Origin of the sequence: Flavobacterium sp. XS2P24 (assembly GCF_030010285.1) — a bacterium.
Classification (GTDB): Bacteria; Bacteroidota; Bacteroidia; order Flavobacteriales; family Flavobacteriaceae; genus Flavobacterium; species Flavobacterium algoritolerans.
Window position 1 is genome coordinate 92,086 of record NZ_JASCRU010000003.1, and the last position, 13,735, is coordinate 105,820.

Annotated in this window: 10 protein-coding genes; 7 read left to right on the top strand and 3 right to left on the bottom strand. The window is 33.9% G+C overall.

Going from position 1 to position 13,735, the window contains the following annotated elements; all coding sequences use genetic code 11:
* Positions 1-15: 15 nt before the first annotated feature.
* The gene (locus QLS31_RS03550; RefSeq protein WP_121342010.1) at positions 16-345 is read right to left on the bottom strand and encodes a translation initiation factor; all 330 of its coding nucleotides are present in this window, start codon (positions 343-345) and stop codon (positions 16-18) included.
* Between the two features lie 147 nt (positions 346-492).
* The gene (locus tag QLS31_RS03555; RefSeq protein WP_282742646.1) at positions 493-1,443 is read right to left on the bottom strand and encodes a 2-oxoglutarate and iron-dependent oxygenase domain-containing protein; all 951 of its coding nucleotides are present in this window, start codon (positions 1,441-1,443) and stop codon (positions 493-495) included.
* Between the two features lie 172 nt (positions 1,444-1,615).
* On the opposite strand from QLS31_RS03555, the gene QLS31_RS03560 reads away from it, so the two are divergent.
* The gene (locus QLS31_RS03560; protein ID WP_282742648.1) at positions 1,616-3,592 is read left to right on the top strand and encodes a dehydrogenase E1 component subunit alpha/beta; all 1,977 of its coding nucleotides are present in this window, start codon (positions 1,616-1,618) and stop codon (positions 3,590-3,592) included.
* Positions 3,593-3,914: 322 nt separating this feature from the next.
* Here QLS31_RS03560 and QLS31_RS03565 read toward each other — a convergent pair whose 3' ends face one another.
* Positions 3,915-5,459 (bottom strand): hypothetical protein, encoded by a 1,545-nt coding sequence (locus QLS31_RS03565; protein ID WP_099715562.1) that lies wholly within the window; start codon positions 5,457-5,459, stop codon positions 3,915-3,917.
* A 154-nt stretch (positions 5,460-5,613) separates the two neighbouring features.
* Here QLS31_RS03565 and QLS31_RS03570 point away from each other — a divergent pair, with 154 nt between their 5' ends.
* The 6 genes from QLS31_RS03570 to ilvC all read left to right on the top strand — a co-directional run bounded on the left by QLS31_RS03570 (position 5,614) and on the right by ilvC (position 13,728).
* Positions 5,614-6,789 (top strand): 2-isopropylmalate synthase, encoded by a 1,176-nt coding sequence (locus QLS31_RS03570; RefSeq protein WP_099716341.1) that lies wholly within the window; start codon positions 5,614-5,616, stop codon positions 6,787-6,789.
* A 38-nt stretch (positions 6,790-6,827) separates the two neighbouring features.
* A complete protein-coding gene (gene leuB, locus QLS31_RS03575; protein WP_282742650.1) occupies positions 6,828-7,943 on the top strand; it encodes a 3-isopropylmalate dehydrogenase in 1,116 nt (371 codons plus the stop codon).
* A 272-nt stretch (positions 7,944-8,215) separates the two neighbouring features.
* A complete protein-coding gene (gene ilvD / locus QLS31_RS03580) occupies positions 8,216-9,889 on the top strand; it encodes a dihydroxy-acid dehydratase (protein WP_282742652.1) in 1,674 nt (557 codons plus the stop codon).
* A gap of 80 nt (positions 9,890-9,969) precedes the next feature.
* Positions 9,970-11,664: a biosynthetic-type acetolactate synthase large subunit gene (ilvB, locus tag QLS31_RS03585; protein WP_282742653.1), complete on the top strand. Its 1,695-nt coding sequence runs from the start codon at positions 9,970-9,972 to the stop codon at positions 11,662-11,664.
* A 4-nt stretch (positions 11,665-11,668) separates the two neighbouring features.
* Complete coding sequence (gene ilvN / locus QLS31_RS03590; RefSeq protein ID WP_099715558.1) at positions 11,669-12,193, top strand: acetolactate synthase small subunit; 525 nt, start codon at positions 11,669-11,671, stop codon at positions 12,191-12,193.
* 65 nt (positions 12,194-12,258) lie between these two features.
* Positions 12,259-13,728, top strand: coding sequence for a ketol-acid reductoisomerase (gene ilvC / locus QLS31_RS03595; RefSeq protein WP_282742655.1), 1,470 nt, complete (start codon positions 12,259-12,261; stop codon positions 13,726-13,728).
* Positions 13,729-13,735: the final 7 nt, after the last annotated feature.

Genomic DNA, 13,735 nt, shown 5'->3' on the forward strand with positions numbered 1-13,735 from the left:
AACACTGAATACTTTTTAACCTCCAACACGTTTTACTTTAAATCCTTTTTCTTTTAAAATAGTCATTATTTTATCACGATAATCACCTTGAATGATAATGGAATCATCTTTGAAAGTTCCACCAACACTCAATTTGGTTTTGATTTCCTTGGCAAGAATTTTAAAATCCTCGTCAGTACCTTCATAACCTTCAATTATGGTAGTCGCTTTTCCTTTTCGTTTTTCGAATTTACAAATCATAGGTTCTTTTTGAACGTATAATTCGTGAGCCACTTCTTCAATTGGATCTTCAGGAGATGGTTCGTGATCTGGAAAAAGGTTTTTTAATTGGTCTTGTAAGTCCATGTTTTAAAAATTAATTAATTATTAAACCATTAAGAAGTTAAGAAAATTAAGTTTCACTGCTCTTAATCTACCTTAATTTCTTAATGGTAAAAAAACAAAAAGACATCAAGCGAACTCGATGTCTTTCTTGAACTATAAAATTATGAATTATTTTTTAATAAGCCCTAAATCTACTAAACGCTCGTATAAATAAGCTCCCGCAGTAATATCTCCGAATTTTTTTGGATGTTCTGCATCAATACAGTTTTCCAAACAATCCAATTTCATATCACTCACCGGATGCATAAAAAACGGAATAGAATAACGTGAAGTTCCCCATAATTCTCTTGGTGGGTTTACCACTTGATGAATAGTAGATTTTAATTTGTTATTCGTATGACGCGATAACATATCACCCACATTAATAACTAATTCATCCGGTTCAGCAATGGCATCAATCCATTCTCCATTGTGATTTTGTACTTGCAATCCTTTTCCTTGCGCACCCATCAACAAAGTAATCAAGTTGATATCACCGTGAGCAGCAGCACGAATAGCGTTTGCTGGCTCAGAAGTAATCGGTGGATAATGAATAGGTCTTAAGATTGAATTTCCATCTTTAGCATATTGGTCAAAATAAAATTCATCTAAACCAAGGTGTAAAGCCAAAGCTCTCAAAACATAAACTCCTGTTTTTTCCAGCATTTGGTACGCTTCTTTACCTACAATATTAAAACGGGGAAGTTCTTTTACTTCAACGTTTTCAGGATACTCTGAAGCGTATTTTGAATCTTCAGACACGTATTGTCCAAAATGCCAAAACTCCTTCAAATCACCTTCTTTTCTGCCTTTGGCATGCTCTGTTCCAAAAGAAACATAACCTCTTTGTCCGCCAATTCCAGGGATTTCATAACTGTGTTTTGTTTCTAAAGGTAAAGCGAAAAAATTTCTGATTTCACCATACAATTCATCAACCAGTTGGTCGTTTAAAAAATGCCCTTTGAGTGCTACGAAGCCAATATCTTCAAATGCACTTCCGATTTCATTTACAAATTTTTGTTTACGTTTCGGGTCGTCCGAAAGGAAATCACGCAAGTCAACACTAGGAATGTTTTGCATACTTTTAAATATTTTTTAATAACTTGTAAGGCTAAAAACCTTGCAGATACAAATGTAAAGAATAATTTTATATCTGAATTTTAAAACTTATAAACAATATAAAAAAATATAACAAAATATCACTAAACTGTTATATTTTTTTATCTTTGAACCATATAATAAAACCGAAAAAATGATCTTCGACAGAAAAAATCTTACAGACAACCAATTATTAGATTTATATAAAAGAATACTGAAACCAAGACTAATTGAGGAGAAAATGTTGATTCTTATTCGTCAGGGAAAGGTATCTAAATGGTTTTCTGGAATTGGTCAAGAGGCTATTTCTGTTGGAGTCACAGCAGTTTTAGATTCAGATGAATACATTTTGCCAATGCATAGAAATCTTGGCGTTTTCACCGGAAGAGATATTCCTTTGTACCGTCTTTTTTCACAATGGCAGGGCAAAGCCAATGGTTTTACTAAAGGTCGTGATCGCAGTTTTCACTTTGGAACACAACAATACAAGATTATTGGAATGATTTCGCATTTAGGTCCGCAATTAGGCGTTGCTGACGGAATCGCTTTGGCCAATAAACTAAAGAAAAACGGAAAAGTTACCGCAGTTTTTACTGGTGAAGGCGCTACAAGTGAAGGTGATTTTCATGAAGCATTAAACATTGCTGCTGTATGGGAATTACCGGTGCTGTTTGTGATTGAGAATAATGGCTATGGACTTTCGACTCCTACAAATGAACAATACCGTTGCGAAAACCTGGCCGATAAAGGTAAAGGTTACGGAATGGAAAGTCATATTGTTGATGGAAATAATATTCTGGAAGTATTTAATTTGTTATCTGAATTGAAGGCTTCGATGAAAGAAAATCCACGTCCAGTTTTATTGGAATTCAAAACCTTCAGAATGCGCGGGCACGAAGAGGCGAGTGGAACCAAATATGTTCCGCAAGAGTTAATGGATATGTGGGCGATTAAAGATCCAGTAGAAAATTATAGAAAGTATTTGGCAGAAAACGGAGTTCTTACAGCTAATTTTGATGCGGCTTTACATGCTGAAATAAAGAATGATATCGATGAAAGTCTGGCTATTGCCAATGCTGAACCAGAAATTGAAGCTTCTTTAAGTGAAGAGCTAAATGATGTTTACAAACCGTATGTATTTGAACAAGTTAATCCTTCAGAAGAAAAAGAAAATATTCGTTTCATAGATGCGATTTCTACCAGTTTGAGACAATCAATGGAACGTCATGAAAACTCCGTAATCATGGGTCAGGATATCGCTGAATATGGTGGTGCTTTCAAAATCACAGATGGTTTTGTAGCGCAATTTGGTAAAGAGCGTGTCATTAATACGCCAATTTGTGAAAGTGCAGTGGTTTCGGCAGGAATGGGATTGTCGATTAATGGCTATAAAGCGATTGTGGAAATGCAGTTTGCCGATTTTGTTTCGACAGGATTTAATCCAATTGTCAATTTATTAGCCAAATCACATTATCGTTGGTTAGAAAAAGCTGATGTTGTAGTTAGAATGCCTTGTGGCGGAGGAACACAAGCGGGGCCTTTTCACTCGCAAACCAATGAAGCTTGGTTTACCAAAACATCAGGTTTAAAAGTAGTTTATCCGGCATTTCCGTATGATGCGAAAGGATTATTGAATGCTTCCATAAATGACCCGAATCCTGTATTATTCTTTGAGCACAAGCAATTGTACAGAAGCGTTTACCAAGAGGTCCCAAAAGATTATTATACCATTCCATTAGGAAAAGCGGCTTTGTTGAAAGAAGGAAATGATGTTACAATTATTTCGTTTGGAGCAGCGGTGCATTGGGCTTTGGATACTTTAACAAAAAATCCTGAAATTTCTGCTGATTTGTTGGATTTGAGAACTTTACAACCTTTGGACACTGAAGCTATTTTTGCTTCTGTTAAGAAAACGGGAAGAGTGATTATTTATCAGGAAGACAGTATGTTTGGTGGTATTGCCAGTGATATTTCGGCAATGATAATGGAAAATTGTTTTAAATATCTTGATGCGCCAGTAAAACGCGTAGCAAGTTTAGACTCACCAATTCCTTTTACAAAAGCTTTGGAAGATCAATATTTACCGAAAGGAAGATTCGAAAGTGATTTGAAAGAACTCTTGGCTTACTAATATTTGAATTTGTAATTAGGTTGTTTTTAGCGTTATGATTCTAAAAATAACCTAATAGCCAATAGATTATTATGAAAATAATAATTGTTCCAAAACAGCCACCACCTAATTTTTTGGCACCGTAACCTGCAAGTATTGTTTTAAAAAATCCATTCATAATTTTAAATTTTTAAGTATTCTTTAAAAGTACTGAATATTTTTGGAATGTAGTACTTAGTTTAATTCTAGAAATATTTTCTTAATAAGAGCTAATTCTTAGAGAGACATTGTTTTATTATCAAATTTAGTTTAAAGCAATTGTATTTTTTAAAAAATCAAAATCTTATCGATTGATCAATTTTGCTTTCTCCTTAATAATATCACTGATTTTTCGATTTTCAATTTTGCTTTCGAGCCAAGAAATGATGTCCAAATAAAGGAAAGCTCTTTTTTCATAAGTGTTTTTTTCCAATTCAATAAATCGAGCTCTCATTTTTATAAACTCCTTCTTGATATCCGTTGGATAAATAGAGTTTAAGTTTTTCAAAAATCGAATAATTTCTTTTTGAACTTCATGTAAATCATTCATTTTGATGAGGAATTTATAAGTGTTTTTCAACTGATTTTCCAGATAATAATCCTTACCTAATTCATAATGAGCAATTAAACACAAAATTCGGGCAAAACACATCAAATCTTCTCGCATCGAAAGATTTTTGTTGTTTATGATTTTCTCTAAATAAAAGATACATTCCGCATATTTTTCGTTTCCGAAATAAATAGAGGCAAATTTATAATAGAACAACATTTCGTGATGCTCATCAAGATGGTCCGTATGAAGTTTTAATTTATTTAATACTTCGGGAATTAAGTATTCGCTTTCGGCAAACGTTCCTTCCAGAATGTGGTAATTCAATTTATTGTTATAAACATATAAGAACGATAGTGACGCAATATTGTCATTCACGGGAAAACGTGGGTCTTTTATGGTATTTTCCAGCAGTGATAAATACTTTTTGAATTTTGATTTGTATTTCAACATGTATAAAGATTCCAATAAATAATGGTTTCCTTTTAAGAAAAATACAGGGTTTAAATAAATCATATTGGGGTTGTCATAAAAAAGCGTCACCCATTTTAAAGAATATTTATAGCAGGAAAGAAAATCCTGTACTAAGAAACTTCGCCATAAATACGCATTATAAAACCAATATTTTTCTCTAAAACCAAACTTTTTATCATCAAATTTAGAAATGTGTTTATTGAAATAATCGTCTATATATGTATACTCTTCATCACTTTTTACATAACCGGTTTTAAGCATAATCCCATACAGTTGCAGGGATAAATTAGATAATTTACTGGAAATGGTATTGCGGTAATTTAATTCTTTGGCTTGGATTACCAATTCATCAGCCCGTCCTTGAATACTTCGTGTGATGTATTGTGATTCAATAAGTTTTTCGAATTCTACGATTTCATACGCCATGAGTTTTTCATCATTCTCTAAAGCTAAAATTTTTGTTTTATCCAAAATTTTTAAACTCTGCTTGTATAACCCTTTATTGTACAATATGGCAGCAAAATCAATTTGTTCTCTAAGCTGATATCGAATGTTTTGACTGGGAATATTCAATCGGATGCTCACTAAAATTTGCTTGTACAAATATGATTTAAGATTCGATAATTGCACTTTTTTAATGATACCGCTTTTCAGAATGAGTTTCTCATCATAGACTTCTGATTTGTCTAAAATGTTGAATAATTCGATGAATTTTGTATTGGAACTGGTTTCCAATCGGCTTGCAAAAATCTTAAATTGTCTTTTTTCAGATTTTGAAAGCGATTTTATTAATACAAATAAGAAATCTTTTTGATGGTTAGCCATTGTAAAATATAGTATCTTAATATGTTGTTTTTCAGTAGATTACAAAGTTATTATTTGTTTTATAAGCAGTATATTTCATTAAATTGAATTTTATATTAAAGTAATGAAAGATATTTTTGTTATCAAGATGTGAAATTACATTAAATAAATGAAAATGAATAGAGAGAAAGTTCAAATTTTTGATACCACTTTAAGAGATGGCGAACAGGTCCCAGGATGTAAATTAGATACCAATCAAAAACTCGTTATAGCAAATCGACTGGACGAAATGGGTGTTGACATTATAGAAGCTGGTTTTCCTGTTTCTAGTCCGGGTGATTTTTTATCTGTTTCAGAAATAAGTAAGGTGGTAAAAAATGCAGTTGTCTGCGGATTAACAAGAGCGGTGAAAAATGATATTGATGTTGCTGCAGAAGCTTTAAAACATGCAAAAAGACCTCGTATACATACTGGAATTGGAACTTCTGATTCGCACATAATACACAAGCTAAATACAACTAGAGAAGATATTATTGCCCGTGCAAAATTTGCCGTTTCACATGCTAAATCGTATGTTGAAGATGTTGAATTTTATGCTGAAGATGCGGGGAGAACAGATAATGAATTCTTGGCGCGAGTCTGTGAAGAAGTAATAAAATCAGGTGCTACCGTACTTAATATTCCAGATACAACAGGGTATTGTTTGCCAGAAGAATATGGTGCGAAAATTAAGTATTTAAAAGAAAACGTCAAAGGAATTGAAAACGTAATCTTGTCTTGTCACTGTCATAATGATTTAGGAATGGCTACGGCTAATTCAATAGCAGGAGCAGTAAATGGAGCCAGACAAATTGAATGTACGATAAACGGGATAGGTGAAAGAGCAGGAAATACAGCGCTTGAAGAAGTGGTAATGATTTTCAAACAACATCCTTATTTGAATTTAGATACCAATATCAATACACGTCAGCTGAATGAAATGAGCCGATTGGTTTCTGAAAGTATGGGAATGATGGTGCAGCCTAATAAAGCGATTGTTGGTGCTAATGCTTTTGCGCACAGCTCCGGAATTCATCAAGATGGTGTGATAAAAAATAGAGCAACTTATGAAATCATGGATCCTTTAGAAGTAGGTGTAAATGAATCATCTATTGTTCTTACTGCCAGAAGTGGTAGAGCAGCATTGGCCTACAGAGCCAAAAAAGTTGGGTACGAACTTACAAAAGTGCAATTAGATGTTGTCTATGTTGAATTTTTAAAGTTTGCTGACATTAAAAAAGAAGTGTTGGATGATGATATTCATCAAATAATTGAAGCCTGTAAAATGAATAAGGAATTAATCCTTAACTAAAATATTTTGATTTCTAATAAAATCTAAATCCTACTATTATGAACTTAAAAATAGCAGTACTTTCAGGAGACGGAATAGGTCCGGAGGTAATCTTACAAGCAAAAAAAGCATTGTATGCAATTGGTGTTGTTTTTGATCATGAGTTTGTTTTTGAAGACGCGCTTATTGGTGCTATTGCTATTGAGAAAACAGGAAATCCTTTACCGGAGCAAACATTGAACCTTTGTTTGAATACTGATGCTATATTGTTTGGAGCCGTTGATGATTCAAAATATGATACCCATTCAGATTCAAAATCACGCCCTATACAAGGATTATTAAAATTGAGACAAGCACTAGGATTGTATGCGAATATAAGACCTATAAAACCATACAATGACTTATTGGACTTATCTCCTTTAAAAAGAAAAATAATTGAAGGAGCTGATTTTATAATTTTCAGAGAAATTTCGGGAGGATCTTATTTCAGTGAAAAAAAGATTAACGAACAAGGAACTTTAGCATCTGATTTGTGTGAGTATTCCGAAGAAGAAATTATTCGTATCAGTCATTTAGCTTTTAGAACTGCACAAAAAAGACAAAAAAAGGTGACTTTAGTAGACAAAGCCAGTATCCTTGAAACGTCAAGATTATGGAGAAAAGTGGTATCAGAAATCGCAGAAGGATATCCTGATGTAACCTTAGATTTTCTTTTTGTTGATAATGCGGCAATGCAAATAATCATTAATCCAAAACAGTTTGACGTCATTTTGACTGAAAATTTATTTGGAGATATTTTATCAGATGAAGCGAGTGTAATCACAGGTTCAATAGGATTATTGCCATCAGCATCTTTAGGAAATTCAAATGCACTTTTTGAGCCTATTCACGGTTCTTATCCAGAAGCAAAAAGAAAAAATATTGCCAATCCTATTGCTTCAATAGTATCGGCGGCGATGCTTTTGGAACATTTTGGTCTTCAAATGGAATCCCAAAAAGTATACGAAGCAGTGCATAAAGCAATCGAATTAAATGTCGTCACGGCAGATTTGAATCCGTATTCAAAATTTGGAACGAATGAAGTAGGAGACTTTATCTCAAATTACATTTTAAGTAAAGACGACTTATATTTTAAAAGTGACAATGTCTACATAGGACAATCGACTATTGTTTAAAAAGCAATAATCAAAATGCATTTAATAATTGAAAATGCATATAATATTGAGGTTATATTTTTTTAGTACTATTTGTTTTTATACTTTTGAAGCAAATAAAAATAAAAAATGCAAATCGTATCTATTATTTCTTCAATTATTAATGTCAATGTGATTATCACATGTGCAGAGGGAATGGTATAGATATAATTAAAAAAATATTTAAAACCTCCCAATTATTTTGGGAGGTTTTTTTTTGGAATAAATTTAAAAAATAGAGAAACAATCATATAATGGAATTAAATAAATACAGCAAAATAATTACGCAAGATGAAACACAACCAGCTTCTCAGGCCATGTTGTACGGAATTGGATTAACTGAAGAAGATCTTAAAAAAGCGCAAATAGGAATTGTGAGTATGGGTTACGATGGAAACCCTTGTAATATGCACTTAAACGATTTGGCTAAAGATATTAAGACTGGCGTCTGGGCAGTAGATTTAGTTGGTTTGATTTTTAATACTATTGGTGTCAGTGATGGAATTTCAAATGGTAATGATGGAATGCGTTTTTCTTTAGTTTCCCGTGATGTAATTGCAGATTCTATTGAAACGGTTATGGGAGCACAATGGTATGATGGAATGATTGCTGTTCCAGGTTGTGATAAAAATATGCCAGGAGCGCTAATGGCTATGGGTAGAGTAAATCGCCCTTCTATTATGGTTTATGGAGGATCTATTCACCCAGGAAAATGGAAAGGTGAGGATTTGAATATTGTTTCTGCTTTTGAAGCATTAGGAAAAAAATTCAATAACACTATTACACCTGAAGATTTTAAAGGTGTGATTCAAAATGCTTGTCCAGGTGCCGGTGCTTGTGGTGGAATGTATACAGCTAACACTATGTCATCAGCGATTGAAGCTTTAGGAATGAGTTTACCCTACAGTTCTTCTAATCCTGCTTTGAGTCCAGAAAAAAAACAAGAATGTGCTGATGCTGGTAAAGCCATCAGAATATTATTGGAAAAAGATATTAAGCCTAGAGACATTATGACTCGTAAAGCATTCGAAAATGCTATTACAATCGTGGCAGTCTTAGGAGGTTCTACGAATGCGGTTATGCACTTAATTGCAATGGCACATTCAGTAGGTGTTGATCTTACCTTAAAAGATTTCCAAGATATTAGTGATAAAACTCCATTACTTGCTGACTTGAAACCAAGCGGTAAATACTTAATGGAAGACTTACATAATGTAGGTGGAGTTCCAGGAGTAATGAAATATCTATTAAAAGAAGGTTTTTTACATGGAGATTGTTTAACGGTAACCGGAAAAACAATTGCTGAAAACTTAGCTTCGGTTCCTGATTTGAATGATGGACAACAAGTGATTCATGAAATCCAAAAAGCATTAAAAGCTACTGGAAATATTCAGATTTTATACGGAAACATTGCTTCAGAAGGTTGTGTGGCTAAAATTAGCGGTAAAGAAGGTGAGTTTTTTGAAGGTACAGCGGTAGTTTTTGAAAACGAACACGATGTAATTAAAGGAATTAGAGGAGGAGAAGTAAAACCAGGAAATGTGGTTATTATTCGTTACTGTGGTCCAAAAGGAGGTCCAGGTATGCCTGAAATGCTTAAACCAACATCTGCAATTATGGGAGCTGGTTTAGGAAGTACTGTCGCTTTAATTACAGACGGACGTTTTTCTGGAGGTTCTCACGGTTTCGTAGTAGGACACGTTACTCCAGAAGCCTATGAAGGTGGAGGAATTGCTTTAATAGAAAACGGTGATATGATTTCAATTGATGCTGTAAAAAACACCATTAATATGAAAATATCTGACGAAGAATTTGCAAAACGTAAAGCCAATTGGAAAAAACCGGAATCACCAATTAAACAAGGAGTGTTACTTAAATATATGCGTTCGGTCTCAAGTGCCTCTGAAGGATGTGTAACCGATAAATAATTTTCAAAAAAGAAGGAATAGAAACAAAACAAAATATTTTAAATATATGTTTCTATCTCTAAAAAATAATAAACGTACCCATGGGAACAAATAAAATATCCGGCGCCGAAGCCGTTATAAGATGCTTATTAGAAGAAGGAGTAGATTTGGTTTATGGCTATCCAGGTGGAGCTATAATGCCAGTTTACGACGAATTATATAAATTTCAAGATCAATTACAGCATGTTTTAGTGCGTCATGAACAAGGAGCAACACATGCTGCACAAGGTTTTGCAAGAGCAACAGGAAAAGTAGGTGTGGCGATTGCAACTTCGGGTCCGGGAGCAACAAATTTAGTCACAGGAATTGCAGATGCGCAAATCGATTCGACTCCTATGGTTTGTATCACAGGGCAAGTAGGAAAACATTTATTGGGTTCAGATGCGTTTCAAGAAACAGATATTATTGGAATTTCGACTCCTGTAACCAAATGGAATTATCAAATTACCGAAGCCCATGAAATTCCCGAAATCATGGCAAAAGCTTTTTATATAGCAAAATCAGGCCGTCCAGGTCCTGTATTAATTGATATTACTAAAAATGCTCAATTTGATGAATTTGAGTTTAGCTATGAAAAATGTACCGGTATAAGAAGTTATCATCCAAAACCAAATTTAAATATTGAAAAGGTAAAGGAAGCAGCGGAATTAATTAATACTGCTAAAAAACCATTTATCATTTTTGGTCAAGGAATTATTCTTAGCGAAGCTGAAGCCGAGTTAAAAGCTTTGGTTGAAAAATCAGGAATTCCGGCTGCTTGGACTATTTTAGGACTCTCGGCTTTGCCAACAGATCATCCGTTGAATGTAGGAATGGTTGGAATGCACGGAAATTACGGACCTAATGTTTTGACGAACGAATGTGATGTATTAATTGCGCTTGGAATGCGTTTTGACGACCGTGTCACAGGAAATTTAGCCACTTATGCGAAACAAGCCAAAGTAATTCATCTTGAAATTGATCCAGCAGAGGTAGATAAGAATGTTAAAACAACTGTGGCGGTTTTGGCAGATTTGAAAGAATCTTTGACGGCTTTGCTTCCGCTTATTGAACCTAATAAACATGAGGCTTGGCACAATGAATTTAAAGCGAAATATCAAACAGAATTAGACGCTGTAATTAATGAGGAGTTAAATCCTAAAAAAGAAGGAATTTCTATGGGTGAAACCATCGAAATGATCAATAAACACTCTAAAGGTGATGCTATAATTGTACCTGATGTTGGCCAACACCAAATGTTTGCTTGCCGTTATGCTAAATTCAATTCGACCAAAAGCATGATTAATTCAGGAGGTTTAGGAACCATGGGATTTGCATTACCGGCTGCGATTGGTGCCAAAATGGGAAAACCGGAGCGTGAAGTAGTTGCCATTATTGGTGATGGTGGTTTTCAGATGACCATTCAGGAATTAGGAACTATTTTTCAAACAAAGGTTCCTGTGAAAATTGTTGTTTTGAACAACGAATTCTTAGGAATGGTGCGTCAATGGCAGGAATTATTTTTTGATAATAGATATGCCTCTACCGAAATGATCAATCCGAATTTTGTAGCGATTGCTGAAGGCTATTATATCAAAGCCAAAAAAGTAACCAAAAGAGAAGATTTAGATGCCGCCGTTGCCGAAATGATGGCTTCAAAAGAATCGTATTTCCTTGAAGTTATGGTAGAAAAAGAAAATAACGTATTCCCAATGATTCCAACAGGAGCATCAGTTTCTGATATCCGATTAAGTTAATATTATGGAAAATAAAACATTCACTATTTCTGTTTATTCAGAAAACAACGTTGGCTTATTAAACAGAATATCTGGAATATTCTTGAAACGCCATATCAATATTTTGAGTTTAAATGTATCCGAATCTGAAATTGAAAATGTTTCCAGATTTATCATTGTAGTTAATACAACTGAAAAATGGGTGCAAAATATAGTAGGACAAATCGAAAAACAAATCGAAGTCATCAAAGCATTTTATCATATTGACGAAGAAACTATTTTCTTGGAAAATGCATTATTCAAAATTGAATCGAGCTTGCTTTTTGATGAAAAACAAATTCAGAATATTATTAAGGAAAGCCACTCTGAAATAGTTACTGTTGCGAGAGACTTTTTTGTGATTTCAAAATCAGGACAACGTGCTGAAATAGAATCGCTATACGAAAAATTAAAACCTTTTGGAATCATGCAATTTGTTCGTTCCGGAAGAATATCGGTTTCCAAAGCAAAAATGGAGATTTCAACATTATTAGAAGAACTTAAACAGTAGTTCGTTTAATTTTCAATTATTAAACCTATCAATTATTAAATTTTACAATCATTAAATAATAAAAAATGGCAAATTATTTCAATTCATTACCACTTAGATTACAATTAGAACAATTAGGCGTTTGCGAATTCATGGATCAATCTGAATTTGTAGACGGAATTAAAGCTTTAGCAGGAAAAAAAGTAGTCATTGTAGGTTGTGGAGCACAAGGTTTGAACCAAGGTTTGAACATGAGAGATTCTGGTTTAGATATTTCTTATGCATTGCGCGCAGATGCAATTTCAGAAAAAAGAGCTTCGTTTAAAAATGCTTCTGATAATGGTTTCAAAGTGGGAACGTATGAAGAATTAATCCCAACGGCTGATTTGGTTTGTAACCTTACACCAGATAAGCAACATACAGCTGTAGTTACAGCTATTATGCCTTTGATGAAAAACGGTTCGACTTTAGCGTATTCTCACGGTTTTAATATTGTAGAGGAAGGAATGCAAATTCGTAAAGACATCACTGTAATTATGTGTGCGCCAAAATGCCCAGGATCTGAAGTGCGTGAAGAATATAAAAGAGGATTCGGTGTACCAACTTTAATCGCGGTTCACCCAGAAAATAATCCAAACGGAGAAGGTTTTGCACAAGCAAAAGCGTATGCTGTAGCAACAGGTGGTCATAGAGCAGGAGTTTTGAACTCGTCATTTGTAGCCGAAGTAAAATCGGATTTAATGGGAGAACAAACCATTCTTTGTGGAATGTTGCAAACAGGTTCTATTTTATGTTTCGATAAAATGGTTGAAAAAGGAATCGAGCCGGCTTATGCGTCAAAACTAATTCAATACGGTTGGGAAACAGTAACTGAAGCCTTGAAACATGGTGGAATTACTAACATGATGGATCGTTTGTCAAATCCTGCAAAAATTGAAGCGTATGAATTAGCAGAAGAATTGAAAGATATCATGCGTCCATTGTTCCAAAAACATCAAGACGATATCATTTCTGGAGAATTTTCAAGAAACATGATGATTGACTGGGATAATAATGATGTTAATTTATTGACTTGGAGAGCTGCAACTGCAGAAACTAACTTCGAGAAAACGGCTCCGACAGCAGCTCATATTTCAGAACAAGAATATTTTGACAATGGTGTTTTAATGATTGCTATGGTTAAAGCGGGTGTAGAATTAGCTTTTGAAACAATGACTCAATCAGGAATCATTGAAGAATCAGCGTATTACGAATCTTTACATGAATTGCCTTTGATTGCAAATACTGTAGCAAGAAAAAAATTATATGAAATGAACAGAATCATTTCGGATACAGCAGAATACGGTTGTTATTTATTTGACCATGCTTGTAAACCGTTATTGACTGATTTCATGCAAACGGTTGATACAAATGTGATAGGAAAACCTTTTTCAACTTCTAACGGAGTAGATAATGCAGTTCTTATTGCTGTAAACAAAAGTATTCGTCAACATCCAATTGAAGAAGTAGGTGAGTGGTTGAGAGAATCAATGACTGCCATGAAAAAAATAGGATAATAAAAAA